Origin of the sequence: Lysobacter sp. OAE881 (assembly GCF_040546665.1) — a bacterium.
GTDB classification, from domain to species: domain Bacteria; phylum Pseudomonadota; class Gammaproteobacteria; order Xanthomonadales; family Xanthomonadaceae; genus Lysobacter_J; species Lysobacter_J soli.
In genome coordinates, this window is the sequence record NZ_JBEPOG010000001.1 from 495,604 (window position 1) to 511,000 (window position 15,397).

The 15,397-nt window shown below is 69.5% G+C and carries 14 protein-coding genes; 4 read left to right on the forward strand and 10 right to left on the reverse strand.

Annotated elements, in window-relative coordinates:
* Nucleotides 1–15 precede the first annotated feature (15 nt).
* From ABIE51_RS02205 to ABIE51_RS02240, 8 genes are all read right to left on the reverse strand, one after another.
* Nucleotides 16–636, reverse strand: coding sequence for a DUF4124 domain-containing protein (locus ABIE51_RS02205; RefSeq protein ID WP_192632058.1), 621 nt, complete (start codon nt 634–636; stop codon nt 16–18).
* Nucleotides 636–1,376, reverse strand: a complete 741-nt coding sequence (locus ABIE51_RS02210; protein ID WP_192632059.1) for a DUF4124 domain-containing protein — start codon at nt 1,374–1,376, stop codon at nt 636–638. Before ABIE51_RS02210 ends, ABIE51_RS02205 begins: the two co-directional genes overlap by 1 nt.
* A 76-nt stretch (nt 1,377–1,452) precedes the next feature.
* Complete coding sequence (tsaC, locus tag ABIE51_RS02215; protein ID WP_192632060.1) at nt 1,453–2,016, reverse strand: L-threonylcarbamoyladenylate synthase type 1 TsaC; 564 nt, start codon at nt 2,014–2,016, stop codon at nt 1,453–1,455.
* Nucleotides 2,017–2,146: 130 nt separating this feature from the next.
* Nucleotides 2,147–4,645 carry a DNA topoisomerase I gene (locus ABIE51_RS02220; protein WP_192632061.1) on the reverse strand — a complete coding sequence of 833 codons (2,499 nt, stop codon included), beginning with the start codon at nt 4,643–4,645 and terminating at the stop codon, nt 2,147–2,149.
* A gap of 198 nt (nt 4,646–4,843) precedes the next feature.
* Complete coding sequence (locus ABIE51_RS02225) at nt 4,844–5,764, reverse strand: RDD family protein (protein ID WP_192632062.1); 921 nt, start codon at nt 5,762–5,764, stop codon at nt 4,844–4,846.
* An 83-nt stretch (nt 5,765–5,847) separates the two neighbouring features.
* Nucleotides 5,848–6,336, reverse strand: a complete 489-nt coding sequence (locus tag ABIE51_RS02230; protein WP_157028990.1) for a DUF494 family protein — start codon at nt 6,334–6,336, stop codon at nt 5,848–5,850.
* A gap of 86 nt (nt 6,337–6,422) precedes the next feature.
* Nucleotides 6,423–7,583 (reverse strand): DNA-processing protein DprA, encoded by a 1,161-nt coding sequence (gene dprA, locus ABIE51_RS02235; protein WP_192632063.1) that lies wholly within the window; start codon nt 7,581–7,583, stop codon nt 6,423–6,425.
* A gap of 81 nt (nt 7,584–7,664) precedes the next feature.
* On the reverse strand, nt 7,665–8,813 hold the full coding sequence (locus ABIE51_RS02240) for a LysM peptidoglycan-binding domain-containing protein (protein WP_192632573.1): 1,149 nt from the start codon (nt 8,811–8,813) through the stop codon (nt 7,665–7,667).
* Nucleotides 8,814–9,022: 209 nt separating this feature from the next.
* On the opposite strand from ABIE51_RS02240, the gene def reads away from it, so the two are divergent.
* The 4 genes from def (at nt 9,023) to ABIE51_RS02260 (ending at nt 13,646) form a co-directional block, all read left to right on the forward strand.
* Nucleotides 9,023–9,538, forward strand: coding sequence for a peptide deformylase (gene def, locus ABIE51_RS02245; RefSeq protein WP_192632064.1), 516 nt, complete (start codon nt 9,023–9,025; stop codon nt 9,536–9,538).
* A 110-nt stretch (nt 9,539–9,648) separates the two neighbouring features.
* Complete coding sequence (gene fmt / locus ABIE51_RS02250) at nt 9,649–10,566, forward strand: methionyl-tRNA formyltransferase (protein WP_192632065.1); 918 nt, start codon at nt 9,649–9,651, stop codon at nt 10,564–10,566.
* A gap of 7 nt (nt 10,567–10,573) precedes the next feature.
* Nucleotides 10,574–11,893, forward strand: coding sequence for a 16S rRNA (cytosine(967)-C(5))-methyltransferase RsmB (gene rsmB, locus ABIE51_RS02255; RefSeq protein WP_354503304.1), 1,320 nt, complete (start codon nt 10,574–10,576; stop codon nt 11,891–11,893).
* A 64-nt stretch (nt 11,894–11,957) separates the two neighbouring features.
* Entirely contained in the window at nt 11,958–13,646 is a 1,689-nt protein-coding gene (locus ABIE51_RS02260) for an ArnT family glycosyltransferase (protein ID WP_192632066.1), read from the forward strand.
* Here ABIE51_RS02260 and ABIE51_RS02265 read toward each other — a convergent pair.
* On the reverse strand, nt 13,643–14,506 hold the full coding sequence (locus tag ABIE51_RS02265) for a glycosyltransferase family 2 protein (RefSeq protein WP_192632067.1): 864 nt from the start codon (nt 14,504–14,506) through the stop codon (nt 13,643–13,645). The two genes, ABIE51_RS02260 and ABIE51_RS02265, sit on opposite strands and share 4 nt — an antisense overlap.
* Nucleotides 14,503–15,348: a glycosyltransferase family 2 protein gene (locus tag ABIE51_RS02270; protein ID WP_425494092.1), complete on the reverse strand. Its 846-nt coding sequence runs from the start codon at nt 15,346–15,348 to the stop codon at nt 14,503–14,505. The genes ABIE51_RS02265 and ABIE51_RS02270 overlap by 4 nt, the downstream gene beginning before the upstream one ends.
* Nucleotides 15,349–15,397: the final 49 nt, after the last annotated feature.

The window sequence follows — 15,397 nt, forward strand, 5'->3', positions numbered from 1 at the left end:
GGCGTCACGACGTCGTCAGGGCGTGCAGGTGCTGTCGGCAAGGACGCGCCGGATGCGTTCGGCTTCTTCCGGGGGGACGGCGTCGCCGCCGCCGAACGTCGCGCGCGCATCGAGCTCGCGCACGCGCTGCCTCCACGCGTCGCACAGCGCGGCCTCGGCGACGGGCTGGCACTGGTCGTCCATCATCTGGCACGCGGCGCCGCCGGCCATCGCGTTGGAACCGTCGAGCCCGGTCACCTGCATCGGCGCGCAGCGCGGCGGCGGTTGCGGGTCCTCGCCGAAGTAACGCGTGTTGTCCCAGGTGCGGCATTCGAACAGCGCCGGCGGCGGTTGCTTCGGCGTGGCGACGGCTTGCGGCGGTGGCGTGGGTGCAGGCGCGGGCGCGACGACGGGCGCGGGTTGCGGTGGCGGGGGTGGCGGCACCGCAGGTGGCGCGATCGATGGAGGCGCGAGGGTGGGCGCCGGCGTCTCCATCACCTTCTTCTGCTGCTTGCTGCCCTTGGGGCAGGGCGTGCCGTTCTGCAGCGTGACCGCGCCGGACGCATCCGTGCAGCGATAGATGACGAGCTGCGCGTGCGCGGCGGGCATCGCCAGGACCAACGACAACGCGAGCGCGCCGATGTGCAGTCGCCGCATCAACCGCCCCCGCAATCGCTGGCCAGACGCGCGTCGATGCCGCGCTGCCGGCGATCGATGTCGCCGCGTTCGCCCTGCAGCGCGCTGTTGTAGCGACGGCCGAGTTCCCAGCGTTCGTCGCGAAGACGCGCGCAGACTTCTTCCTGCGGCAGCGCGTGGCATTCGTCGTACACCCACGTGCCGGCGCCGTAGGAATCCACCGCGTACCCCGGCGGCGGCACGTCGTGCGGCGGACGCGGCGGCGGGCGGTCACCGATGCTCACCGAATAGCGGCCATCGCCACCGTTGAACTGGCCCTGCACGTTGGCCTGCACGCTGCCGGGATAGAACTCGCGGCGCGGCGGCAGCAGGCCCGCGTAGCCGGGATAGCCCAGCGTCCACAGCGGCACCCAGCGCGGATTGCCGGCGCTGGTGTCGCTCAGATAGCGGTTGCCGTCGGGCGTGACGCATTCGTACATCGGCCGCGCGGGCGCGCTGACGAGATAGCGTGTCGCGGGTTCCGCCGCGGCCGGCGTCGCCTTCGGTGCGGAAGCGGCGCGGCGCACGGCGGGCGGCGCGTCCTTCGGGCGCTGCATTTCCTTCGTCTGCTGCGTCTCGCCCTTTTTGCAGGGCGTGTCGCGCAAGGCGAGCTGGCCGTTCGCATCGGTGCAGCGGTAGATCGTGATCTCCGCCGCCGACGCAGCTGCCGTCGCGAGCAGCAGCGGGAAGGACAGGGTCACGATGCGGAGAGCCGGGCGCATGGGCGCATCTTGCGTCGGCCGGGGTGACGAAGGAAGCGCGATGCGCGGCCGCGGCGGCTCCAGCGCTGCCCTGTGTTCAGGCGCGGATCTGGGCGCCGGTGCGGGCGTCGCGGATGGCGGTCGGCGAGGCGAGGCCGCCTGTTTCGCCGGTCGTGACACCGTCCAGCAGCGCGAGCACGCGCGGATCCAGCGCCTCACGCGTGAACGCCGGCGGCTCGCCGGCCAGGTTCGCGCTGGTCGACACCAGCGGCCCGCCGAACGCTTTGCAGAGCGCGATCACGTCCGGATGCGCGCTCACGCGCACGGCGACGCCGTCGTGCGAGCCGGTGATCCAGCGCGGCACGCGCGGCAGGGTGGGGACGATCCAGGTGTTCGGGCCCGGCCAGCTGGCGAGCACCGTTTCGCGCTGCGGCGCGGTGAGGGCGTCCCAGTCGAGCAGCCCGTCGAACTGCGAACGCGCGCTGGCGATGAGGATGACGCCCTTGTCGACCGGCCGCTGCTTGATGGCGAGCAGCCGCGTCACCGCCGCTTCGTCGAACGGGTCGCAGCCCAGCCCCCAGACGGCTTCGGTGGGATACGCGACGACGCCGCCCCGGCGTAGCGCGGCGGCGGCCTGCTTGAAGGTCAGCGGCGTGGACATGGCGCGAGGATAACGCGTGCGTCGAGGCGTGCCAGGGACAGCCTCGGCCGCACCGACGCTGCCAGCCTGGATCCCGGCTTTCGCCGGGATGACATCAGAAGGGATGAGGTTGGAGAGAAGACGAAGGCGTTTACGCCTTCGCCTTCTTCACGACCTTCTTGGCGGCCGTTTTCGCCGGTGCCTTGGCCGCCGTCTTCTTCGCAGCCTTCTTGGCGGTCTTCTTGGCTGCAGCCTTCTTCGCCGGCGCCTTCTTGGCGGCAGGCGCCTTCTTCGCGGCGGCTTCCTTCTTCACCTTCACCGCCGGTTCCTTCTTCGCGGCCTTCTTGCCGAAGCCGCGACGAACCGGCTTGCCGGTGTCGGCGAGGAACTGCGTGGCTTCTTCCAGCGAGAGCGAGGCCGGCTCGCGATCCTTCGGAATCTTGCCGTTGAGCTTGCCGTCGCTGATGTACGGCCCGAAGCGGCCGTTGAGCACCTGCACGTCGCTATCGTCCCACTGGCGGATGATGCGGTTGCGCGCGATCTCTTCCTTCTGTTCGATCAGGAACACCGCACGCGCCAGGTCGATCGTGTACGGATCGTCTTCCTTGGTCAGCGACGCGTACGTCGTGCCGCGCTTGGCGAACGGACCGAAGCGGCCGATACCGACGCTGACTTCGTGGCCTGCGTTCTCGCCGAGCTTGCGCGGCAGCTTGAACAGCTCCAGCGCGTCTTCCAGCGTGATGGTGTGCATCGACTGGCCCGGACGCAGCGACGCGAATTCGAGCTTCTCGTCGGTGTCCTTGTCGCCGATCTGCGCGTAGGGCCCGAAGCGGCCCAGGCGGACGCTCACCGGCTTGCCGCTCTTGGGATCGGTGCCCAGTTCGCGCGCGCCGGTGGCCTCGGAACGGTCGACCGATTCGGTCTTGTCCTCGACCAGTTCCTTGAACGGGCCCCAGAACTTCTCCATCAGCGGGACCCATTCCTCCTCGCCGCGCGACACCGCATCGAGTTCGTCCTCGAGCTTGGCCGTGAAGTCGTAATCGACGTAGCGCGTGAAGTGCGAGGACAGGAACTTCGACACCGCGCGGCCCACGTCGGACGGACGGAAGCTGCGGCCTTCCATCTCGACGTACTTGCGGAACAGCAGCGTCTGGATGATCGAGGCGTAGGTGGACGGACGACCGATGCCGTATTCCTCCAGCGCCTTCACCAGCGCCGCTTCGGTGTAGCGCGGCGGCGGCTGGGTGAAGTGCTGGTCGGCGTGGATGCGATCCAGCGGCACGCGGTCGCCGGTCTTCATCGCCGGCAGCTTGCGGCCTTCGTCTTCGTCGTCCGCGGTCCTGGTGTCCTTGCCTTCCTCGTACGCGGCGAGGAAGCCCGGATCGACGACCGTCGTACCCGAGGCGCGGAACGCGTGCTCGCTGCCGGCGGCCAGGTCGACCGAGACGGTGTTGAGCGTGGCCGGCACCATCTGCGAGGCGACGGCGCGCTTCCACACCAGTTCGTAGAGCTTGCGCTCGTCGTCGCTGAGGTAACGCGCGACCGACGACGGCGTGCGCAGCGCGGAGGTCGGGCGCACGGCTTCGTGCGCTTCCTGCGCGTTCTTCGACTTGTTCTGGTACGTGTTGGGCTTGTCGGGCAGCGCGCGCGTGCCGTAATCGCGCGCGATCACGTCGCGGATCTCGCCGATGGCGTCCTGCGACAGCGTGACCGAGTCGGTACGCATGTAGGTGATCAGGCCGACCGTGCCTTCCTCGCCGATCGCCACGCCTTCGTACAGCTTCTGCGCGACCTGCATCGTCTTGCGCGTGGTGAAGCCGAGCTTGCGCGAGGCTTCCTGCTGCAGCGTGGAAGTGGTGAACGGCGCGGCCGGGCGGCGCTTGCGCTCCTTCGATGCGACGTCGGTGACGTGCAGCGCCCCGTTGGCGGCGGCCGTGATGCGCTTGCGGGCGTCCTCGGCCGTGTCGCCGTCGGTGACGGTGAACTGCTCGAACTTCTTGCCGTCCAGCTTGATCAGCTTGGCGGTGAAGGCCTGCGTCGGATGCGCGCACTCGGCCTCGATGGTCCAGTACTCGCGCGCGACGAAGGCTTCGATCTCTTCCTCGCGCTCGACGATCATGCGCAGCGCCGGCGACTGCACGCGGCCGGCCGACAGCCCGCGCTGCACCTTGCGCCACAGCACCGGGCTCAGGTTGAAGCCGACCAGGTAGTCCAGCGCGCGGCGCGCCTGTTGGGCATCGACGAGGTCGGAGGCGATCGCGCGCGGTTGCGTCATCGCTTCCTTGATCGCGCGCGGTGTGATCTCGGTGAACACGACGCGCTGCAGGGTCTTGCCCTCGAGCAGGCCGCGTTCCTTCAGGATCTCCGCGATGTGCCAGCTGATGGCCTCGCCTTCGCGGTCCGGGTCGGTCGCCAGATAGAGGGCGTCGGCGCCCTTGGCGGCCTTGGCGATGGCGTCCACGTGCTTCTCGTTCTTGTCGATCAGGTCGTAGCGCATGGCGAAGCCGCGCTCCGGATCGACGGCGCCTTCCTTGGGCACCAGGTCGCGGACGTGGCCGTAGGAGGCCAGGACGGTGAAGTCCTTGCCGAGGTATTTGTTGATCGTCTTGGCCTTGGCGGGCGACTCGACGATGAGGAGATTCTTGGCCATGGGGGCTCCGCAGGACCTGTCCCGGTGCTGCGATGGGGGCGGATGGGGGCGGGAGAAGACTACGCCCGCGGCATCCGGCGCGGGCGTGCGGGGGCTTCTCTTTTTCTATTGAGGCCACGCGCCGCCGGGCGCTGTCAAGCGCGGCGGCGTGAAGCCGGGATGGGCGCCGCGCTGCGGCCTGCCTGTTCAGCGTGCGGGTCAGCCTCCGCCGACGGCCCGGCGGACGTACTCCTGGTAGGCCGGGATCGCGACGGCGAGCAGGATCCCGGCGTACGCCACGACCGCGAGGCCGCCCAGGATCAGCAGGACCAGCGCCACGGTTCCGAGCCCGCGGCGCTGGCGGTCCGGATGCGCCGTGTAGGCCCAGCGGTCGACCACCAGCGTGCCGGCCACCATGTCGTGCAGGCCGCGCTTGCGGTCGGTGAACCCGGCCATGAAGTAGCCGATGTAGATCGTGAGGTAGCACAGCAGGTGCGAGGCCCAGCGGCCGAGCGCGCGGCCGCGGCTCATGCGGCGCCCGACGTCGTCGGTGACCTTGATGCCGACGGCCATCTTTCCCAGCGTGGCCTGCGTCGCGGACGACTCCAGGCTCACGTAATAAAGCGCGCTGACGATCGGGTAGGCGAACACCGCCACCACGCCAATCAGCTGGGCCGCGCCGGACGAGCCGGGGGTGCCACTCAGGGCATCCGACAGGCCGACGCTGAAGGCGATCAGGGCCACGATCAGCAGCACGTAGTACGCGACGGTGACGACGAGCGAGTCGATCATCAGCGCTGCCACGCGCTTCCAGAAGCCGGCGTAGACGACCTCGCCGGCGGCGGCGTGGTAATCGCCGGCTTCGCTCAGTTCCGCGCGTGGCGGCGCATAGGGCGAGGTGCGATCAAGGGCGTCGCCCGCCACGGCCGCGGGCGCCGCGTAGGCAGGCGAAGGCGTGGCGATGTCATCGAGGCTCAGGGAATCGGAGAACCGGTCCAGCGGCAGCCAGTCGCGCGCGCCGACGTGCCAGGCCAGCGTGTCGCGCTGTACGCGGCCTTCGCGGTAGGCCTCGCGTACGTCGTCGGCCCCCAGGGGGCCCACGCGGCCCTGACCCGGCAGGTGGTAGTACCAGTCCGTCATGCGAATCCCCTGATTGTTTCGGCGGGCCATGGTGGCCCGACCGGCTGCGCCTCCCCAGGCGCGCTACGGACGTCCGGCGATGCTCAGTGCACCGGCTCCGGCTCGTCCTCGAACATCTGCGTTTCCATCCAGGCGTAGGCCGCTTCGGACCCCGGCTGGTTGAACAGCACCATCAGCACGACCCACTTGAGGTCGTCCAGGTCGATCTCGTCCTGGTCCAGCGCCATCGCGCGGTCGAGCACCAGCTCGCGCTGGCCGGCATCGAGCACGCCGTGCTGCTCCAGGAAGAGGAGGAACCCGCGGCATTCGACGTCGAGCTTGTCGAGTTCCGGGCCGAAGAACACGCGGACCGGACCGTTCGCGCGCGGGGCGCTAGCACTGGGCCGTTGCTGGGCCAGCGCGTCGAGCCATTCGAAGGCCTTGTTGATCTCGGCCGGGCTGAAGCCGGCTTTGCCGAGTTCGTCGAAGAGGGGGCCGCTACGGAGTGAATCGCGGTCGCGGACGAGATCCGCGTCGTCGGTGAAGTAGTGCTCGAACAGGTAAAGCAGGACGTCCAGGATGCTCTCTTTCATTTCCCTCGGCCTGCGCCGCACGCGGCGCGGTGGGCAGAACTTGCGGAAGGCCCGCGGGGCCGCGTGGAGTCCCTGAACGGGAGCCTTCAACGACTGCGGAAATACCGGCCGTGCTGCGAAAAAACCCGGCCATCAAGCTCCATGAGCAGCAGCATGGAGGACACTGCCGCGGCCGTCAATCCGGTCCGCTGCACCAGTTGATCCATAGCGGTTGGGTCATGGCCCAGGGCATTCCACAAGGTGTGGTAGTCGGGGTCGTGGACCCCTGAACCGCCCCGGGCGTCCGGCTCGACCACCTGAGCGGGGTGGATGGGGGCGCCGAGCTGTCGTCGCAAGTCCTGCGCGAGGACCGCGATCTGCGGCGAGAGCGCGTCGATGACGTCCTGCGCGCAGGTGACCAGTCCGGCGCCGTCCCGGATGAGGCGGTGGCAACCGCGTGCCAGCGGGTTGTGGATCGAGCCCGGCACCGCGAACACCTCCCGCCCGGCCTCGGAGGCGAGGCGGGCGGTGATCAGGGCGCCCGAGCGCTCGGCGGCCTCGATCACCACCGTCGCGACGGAGAGCCCGGCGAGGATCCGGTTACGGCTGGGGAAGTGGAACGCGACCGGCCCGGTACCGGGCAGGTATTCACTGACGATCGCACCCGCGGCCGGGTCCACCATGCGCGCGTGGAGGTCCGTGTTGGCGCGCGGGTAGGGCACGTCGGGGCCGGTCCCCAGCACCGCGAAGGTGCGGCCGCCCGCGTCGAGCGTCGCCAGGTGTGCGGCCGTGTCGATCCCCGCGGCCATTCCGCTTGCCACGACCAGACCCGACGCGGCGAATGCGCGGGCGAAGTCGCGCGCGTTGTCGCGACCGCCGGGCGTGGGCCCCCGACTGCCGACGACCGCGACGGACGGCTGCCAGAGCAGCGAGGGGTCGCCCGCGACGAACAGCGCGATAGGCGGGTTGGGCGACTTGCGCAGTGGCGGCGGATAGTCCTCCTGATGCCAGCCGATGAGGTGATGCGACGGGCCGCGTAGCCAGGCGATCGCCTCCGGCGGCGCGACGGCCGACGACAGCGCGGCGACCTGTTCGTCCGACCATCCGGCTTCGCGCCACCCGGCGGGCCCCGCGGTGATCGCCTGCGCCGCGCCACCAAAGCGTTCGATCAGCGAACATCGCGCCGCGCTGCTGCCGCCGGCGGTGATCAGCCTCAGCAGCGCGAGGGTTTCGATATCGTCGGAGGCGTCTTCGGATCGGGCGGTCATCGCGCCAGCATCGCCCGCAAACGACGACGGCGCCCTAGGGCGCCGTCGCGTGCTTCGATCAGGAAACTTCCCGACGTGGCGTCAGTTCGTCGCGTCCGGATGCTTCAGGCGATAGCCCAGGCGCGTCGGCGCGACGCCGTCCATCACCAGACCGTAGCTGACCTTGTCGAAGGTGCGGAAGACCATGACGTGGCTGGCGAACTCGTCGGGCATCTTCACCTTCTCGCCGCGGGTATGCGCGTCGGGGCTGCGGTCGATGCCTGCGCGCACGCGGTCGACTTCGATGCTGCCCTGGCGCCACACCGAGAACACGGTGCCGTTGTCCACTCCGTCCGCGGCGCCGACCGAGAGGGCGACCACGTCACGCGTGCCGCCGCTGCTGACCATGTCGGTCACCGCGATGACGCGGGCCTTCTCGACGGCCGGCTCCTGCGCCGGGGCGTGCGGGAAGAACTGCAAGTCGTAGGACTGGGCTTCCACCGGGATCAGGCGATCGCCGGCGCGCACTTCGCGACCGTTGTCGTCGACCAGCAGGGTGGCGGCCTCGGCGTCGCCGACGATGCCGCGGGTGACGGTTGCGGTGCTGACCTTGGCCAGTTCGTAACCGAGGAACTCGCCGCCGCCCGGCGGGAGCTGGTACGCCCACAGGCTTTCGGTGCCCCAGTTGCGCTGGCCGCGGAAGTCCAGCGTCTGGGCGCGGCGGCCCGACGGCTCGCAGCAGCGGTCCGGATCCATCGTCTGGAAGCGCTGGCTCGGGCGGACGACCATGTAACGCTGGCCCGGTTGCGCGGCGTCGAGGCCCTTCGCATACACCAGCTGGTTGCCGGCGCTGCGCAGGCGGTCGCCTTCCAGGCCGACCACGTAGGGCAGGCTCTCGAATTCGTCGACCACGCGCAGGTCCTTGAGGAAGGATTCGACCTCGGACAGCGGGATGGCGTTGATCGGCGCTTCCTGGCGCGGGCCTTCCTGCACCGCGACGCGGTCCAGGTACGCCAGCGACAGGACATCGCCCGGGAAGATGAGGTGCGGGTTCTTGACCTGCGGGTTCGCCTGCCAGATTTCGGGCCACAGCCACGGCTTCTTCAGGAAGCGTCCGGCGATGTCCCAGAGGGTGTCGCCCTTCTTCACCACGTAGGTGTCCGGATGGCCGCCAGCGAGTTCCGCGGCGACGCCGTAGGTGGCGATCGTGAGCAGCGCAGCGGTCATCACCGTGCGCAACGGTTTAAGCATCAAGGCCATCTGGCAATTCCCCTTACCGCCCCTGAACATACTGTGCGGCCCCGCTGCCCCCGGCAGCGTCCCCAAAACCACACCTGAAGGCGGGGCACCGCGGCACTATAGCCCAGAAGAACCGCAGGGTTGCAAGCATTGGAGGCCCGTAACGGGGTTACAATCACGGTACTTCTTGCGGTTGTGACACACGCCCCCATTTCGACGCCATGGCCCTGCTTCCCATCCTCGAATTCCCCGATCCGCGCCTGCGTACCGTTGCGACGCCGGTCGATCCCGCGCGCATCGCCGATGCGCAGTTCCAGTCGCTGATCGACGACATGTTCGAGACGATGTACGAAGCGCCCGGCATCGGGCTGGCCGCCAGCCAGGTCGACGTGCACCAGCGTTTCATGGTCATCGACGTGAGCGAGGAGAAGAACCAGCCGATGGTCTTCATCAATCCGGAGATCGTCACGCGCGATGGCGAGCAGGTGTACCAGGAAGGCTGCCTGTCGGTGCCCGGCATCTTCGCCGACGTCACCCGCGCCGACCGCATCACCGTGAAGTACCTCGACCGCACCGCCAAGGAGTGCGAGCTGGACGTCGACGGCCTGCTGGCCGTGTGCATCCAGCACGAGATGGATCACCTGGCCGGAAAGCTCTTCGTCGATTACCTCTCGCCGCTCAAGCGCGAGATGGTCCGCAAGAAGCTCGCCAAGCAGCGCCGTCAGGCCGCCGCCTGACGGAGCCATGCGCCGGCGGCATGCCGGCGCCATGCACGACACGAACGCGGGGCGACCCGCGTTCTTCGTTTCCAGCGTTCGCATAACTCCCGGAACACCGCACCGCGCCCATGAGACTCGTCTTCGCCGGAACCCCCGACTTCGCCGTTCCCTGCCTGCGCGCCGCCGCACAGAAGGGCGAGGTGGTCGCCGTCTACACGCAGCCCGACCGCCCGGCCGGGCGCGGACGCGAACTCACGCCGTCGCCGGTCAAGCGCGAGGCGTTGTTGCGCGGCATCCCGGTGATGCAGCCGGAGAACTTCAAGTCCGCCGCGTCGAAGGAGGCGCTGCGCGCGCTGCAGCCGGACCTGATGATCGTCGTCGCCTACGGCCTGATCCTGCCGCAGTCGGTGCTCGACATCCCGACTTACGGCTGCTGGAACGTGCACGCCTCGCTGCTGCCGCGCTGGCGCGGCGCGGCGCCGATCCAGCGCGCCATCGAGGCCGGCGACACGCGCACCGGCGTCTGCCTGATGCAGATGGAGAAGGGCCTGGATACCGGGCCGGTGCTGCTCTCGCAGGCCATCGACATCGGCGAGCACGAAACCGGCGGACAGCTGCACGACCGCCTTTCGGCACTCGGCGCGCAGGTGCTGGCCGACGGCCTCGGACTGCTGCGGGCGGACATCCATCCGGTGCCGCAGCCGCAGCCGGAGGAAGGCGTCACCTACGCGCACAAGCTCGACAAGAACGACGCGCGCCTGGACTGGTCGCAGCCGGCGCGCGCGCTGGCGAACAAGGTGCGCGCGTTCAATCCGTGGCCGATGGCCGAAGCCAGTGTCGCCGGCGAACGCCTGCGCCTGCACGGCGCCATCGCGCTCGACGAAACGCACGACGCGGCGCCGGGCACGTTGCTGCGCGCATCGCGCGAAGGCCTCGATATCGCGTGCGGCGTCGGCGTGCTGCGCATCCGCGTGCTGCAGCGCGACGGCGGCAAGGCGATCACCGCCGCCGATTACCTGAACGGTCGCCGCGACCTGGTTCGCTGAGGTTCCGATGAAGCATCCCCACCGCATGCAGTCGCCCGGCGTGCAGCCCCGCGTGATCGCCACGCGCGTGCTCGATGCGGTGCTCCATCACGGACGCTCGCTCAAGGCCGAACTCGCCCAGGCGCTGCCGTCACTGCCCGACCCGCGCGATCGCGCGCTGGTGGAAGCGATCTGCTTCGCCGTGCTGCGCCAGCCGGCGCGTTTCGAATCGGCGCTGTCGGCGTGGATGAGCAAGCCGCTGGGCTATCGCGATGGCGAACTCAAGGCGCTGCTGTTCGCCGGCTTCGCGCAGCTCGATCCACTGAAACTGCCGGCGCATGCGGCGCTCGCGTCCACGGTGGATGCCGCGCGTGCGATCGGACGCACGCACCAGGCCGGACTGGTCAACGCGCTGCTTCGACGCGCGCAACGCGAAGGCATTCCGGCCGGCGACGCGCACGCGCACTGGCCGGCGTGGCTCCGCGAACGCATCGCCGCCGACTGGCCGGAGGATGAAGCCGCGATCCTCGACGCGAGCGTGTCCGAGCCGCCGATGTGGCTGCGCGTGAACCGCCGCCGCGGCACGCCTGCGGAATACATGCAGCGCCTGCAGGACGCCGGCATTCCCGCGCAGCCCGACGACAACGCGCCCGACGCTTTGCGTCTGGATTCGCCCGTTGCAGTCGCCGCGTTGCCGGGCTTCAGCGACGGCGAAGTGTCTGTGCAGGATGCCTCCGCGCAGCTGGTCGTCGAGGCGCTGTCGCCCGTCGCCGGCGCGCGCGTGCTCGACGCCTGTGTCGCGCCCGGTGGCAAGGCCGCGCACCTGCTCGAACGCGAAGCGACGTTGCGCCTGTCGGCCATCGACATCGACGCTCAGCGGCTCGTCCGCGTGCAGGAAAACCTGACGCGGTTGAAGCTCGGCGGAAGCATCCAGCTTGCCGCGGTCGATGCGGCCGAAACCGCCGCATGGTGGGACGGCGTGCCGTTCGATGCGGTGCTGCTCGATGCGCCGTGTTCGGCGACCGGCATCGTGCGTCGCCAGCCGGACGTGCTCCAGCATCGCCGCGCGTCCGATCTCGACGCGCTCACCGCGACGCAGGCGCGCCTGCTCGATGCGCTCTGGACGACCGTCGCACCGGGCGGCGTGCTGCTCTACGCGACGTGCTCGATCCTCAAGGCCGAGAACGAAGCGCAGGTCGAAGCGTTCCTCTCGCGCACGCCGAACGCGGTCGCCGAACCGCTCGACGAACGTTTCGGCCGTGTGGCCGGCGTGGGCCGCCAGCGGCTGCCGGGCGAGCTCGGCTACGACGGCTTCTATTACGCGCGGCTGCGCAAGCAGGCAGCGTAATCGGGCGGGCCGGCGGGCGAGGCATTCCGACGTTCCGACAACATCCGGCGGATATCATCCGCGGATGCTGCCGACCCCGCGCCCGCTGACCGACCCCCGCTCCCGCGACACCTGGCTGTTCTGGATCATCGCCCTGCTCGTGCTCGGCGCCGGACTGGGACTGCGCGATCCTTGGCCGGCTGACGAACCGCGCTTCACGCTCGTGGCGAAGCAGATGGTCGAAAGCGGCGACTGGCTGTTCCCGCATCGCGGCCACGAGTTGTATTCGGACAAGCCGCCGGTCTTCATGTGGCTGCAGGCGATCGCCTACACGATCTTCGGCAACTGGCGCGTTGCCTTCCTGCTGCCGTCGCTGCTCGCCGCGCTGGGCACGCTGTGGTGCGTGGTCGACCTGGGCAAGCGGCTGTGGACGCGCCGCGTCGGCCTCTATGCCGGCTACGCGCTGCTGTTGGCGCTGCAGTTCACCTGGCAGGCGAAGAAGGCGCAGATCGATCCGCTCGTGGTGTTCTGGATCACGCTGGGCAACTACGGCCTGCTGCGGCACGTCCTGCAGACCGCGCGCAATCAAGGGCCGAACTGGCCGATGTGGATGCTCGGCTGGGCCGCCGCGGCGCTGGGCGTCATCAGCAAGGGCGTGGGCATCCTCGCGCTGCTGATGCTCGTGCCGGCGGGTTTCGCGTCATTGCGCGGCTGGAACGTGAAGGTCCACGTGCGCGATGCGCGCTTCTGGCTCGGCCCGCTCGCATTCGTGCTCGCCGCGTGCGTGTGGCTGGTGCCGATGCTGATCGCCGCGATCGGCCACGCCGGCCCGGAATATCGCGCGTACGTCGACGACATCCTCCTTCGCCAGACCGCCAAGCGTTACGGCGCCTCATGGGATCACGGCCAGCCGCTGTGGTACTTCCTTGAAGTGATGGCGACGATGTGGCTGCCGACGGCGCTCGCGTTGCCGTGGGCGATTCCCGCGTGGCGTCGCCGCCTGCGCCGTCGCGATCCGCGCTACCTGCTGCCGCTGGCGTGGTGGGCGCTGGTGATCGTGTTCTTCAGCATCCCGTCCGGCAAACGCGACATGTACATCCTGCCGGCGCTGCCGATGATGGCGCTGGCGCTTGGTCCGCTGCTGCCGGGATTGATGCGCAAGGTGGGTGTGCGTCGCGCCGCGTTCGGCTTCACGGCGGTGTTCTCGATCGCGATGCTGCTGGGCGGGCTTGCCATGTGGTTCGGCGATCCGGGCTTCGAACGCCGCTTCGTCGAGGAGCGTGGCCTGGAGGCCGAATCGACCGCGCTGGCGATGTGCATCACCGCGGTGGGCGTGTGGGGCGTGCTGTGCCTGCTGTTCGCTGGCCGCCGCCGACCGTTCGCGGCGACGGTCGCGATGCTGTCGGGCGTGTGGGTGGCGTTCGGCCTGATGCTCGCGCCGCTGCTCAACGATTCATCGTCCGCGCGTGGCCTGATGACCGACGTCGGGAGGCGCATCGGTCCGGACGCCGAACTCGGCCTGGTCGCATGGCGCGAGCAGAACCTGCTGATGGCCGATCGCCGCGTCGCCGAATTCGGCTTCAAGGTCGATTTCGACGAACAGATGCAGCGCGGCCTGCGCTGGCAGCGCGAAGCGCCCACGAGGCGCTGGCTGCTGGTGCAGGACGTCGCGCTCGCGCCGTGCATCGACGCGTCGCGCACGCAGCACCTGGGCAATGCGAACCGGCGCGGCTGGACGCTCGTGCCGGGTGATGCCGCGACGGGCTGCCGTTAGCCGGCGCGCACCTGTTCGCGCAGGTCGGGCAACGGCTGGTTCGCGAACTCCTCCAGGTGCCGGTCCAGCCCCAGCGGGCTGCGCACGCGCCTGGTCGCCTTGGTATCGGCGAGCAGCGGATCGTTGGGGCTCGCGCCGTCCTCATGACGCTCGCGGTGGTACAGGTGCGTCGCCAGCCCGCCGAAGCGGAGCATCCGCCGCATCAATCCATGGTGGAACGCCCGCACGGCCAGGTCCTTGTCCTCGCGGCCCCAGCCTTCGTAGCGCTCGTCGAAGCCGTTCAGCGCGATCAGGTCGTCGCGCCACCACGCCTGGCTGCAGCCCTTGATCGAACTGGTCTTCTGGTTGCGCGTCACGCGCAGCGACAGCGCCGCCAGCGCGGGAATGCGCAGCGTGTGGCGACGTCGCGTCAGTCCGCGGTCAAAGAAACCCAGCTGGCGCACCTCGCGCGAGAGCAACCGGTCGCGCCCGGTTTCGTCGGTGAGCACGCGCATGCCCTGCACGAAGCTGCCGCGCTCCGCGGCGCGCACCTGGTCCTCGACGCACTTCGGATGCGGCAGCATGTCGCCGTCCAGGATCAGCACGTAATCGCCCGTCGTCGCGGCAATCGCACGGTTGCGCGCCAACGCGAGGCGGAAGCCCTTGTCCTCGATCCAGCTGTGGCGCAGCGGCACGGGGTAGTCGCGCGCGAGGCGTTCGAGCATCTGGCGCGTGTCGTCGCGCGAACCGTCGTCGGCGACGATCACCTCGTGCGGCAGCATCGTCTGGCGCGACAGCGCTTCCAGCGCGAGTTCCAGTGCCTGCGGCCAGTTGTAGGTGGAGATGACGACGCTGACGCGTGGAGTCTGTGAAGTGTTCATGGGCTTGGATCGGTGATCGGGCGGCCGTTCTGCAACAGCCACAACATGATGGTTTTCTGCCGCACGTAGTTCGCGCGGACGTAGGCGTAGACCAGGCCGTGCCAGCCGTCGAGGAAGCCGCCGCGGAACAGGTAACCGCGCCAGAACCGCCAAGCCGGCGACAGCACCAGCTTGCCCAGCGTCGCTCGCTTGCCGCGCGCGAAGTCGTGCTCGGCCATCATGCGCGCGTAGCGTTGCGTTTTCTGCAGCTGCGCCTGCAGCGAGCGGTACGGGTAATGGATGAGGTCGCCCGTCAACGTGCGCACGGCGCCGTCGACGCTCGCCGCCTCGTGCACCTCCCGCTTTCCGCGCCAGCCGCCGCGGCGGCGGTCGAACAGGCGCAGCACGCGATCCGGATACGCGTTGCCATGACGCAGGAACTTGCCGAAATACTCGCTCAGGCGCGCGAAGCGGTAACCGGCGGCGCCTTCGAAACCGCGTGCACGTTCGGCCTCGATCGACGTCCGCAGCGCATCGCCGACGCGTTCGTCCGCATCCAGGCACAGCACCCAGTCGTGCGCGGCCTGTTCGATGGCGAACTGCTTCTGGCTGCGGAAGCCGTCGAACGGTCGCTGGATCACGCGCGCACCCAGGTCGGCGGCGATCCGCGCCGTCGCGTCGGTCGAATGCGAGTCGACCACGACGATCTCGTCGCAGAAGGCGAGCGAGGCGATGCAGTCGGCGATGCGGTCGGCTTCGTTGAACGCGATGATGCAGGCCGACAGCGCCGGTGCGTCGTGGCGTGCGTCTGCGGGGGCGGGCGAAGCGTTGATGGCGGCGGTCCGGGTTCCAGTGGGCGTCATCGTGCAGCCGGCAACCCCTCGCCACAAGTCGTGAGCGCCTTCACGGTCC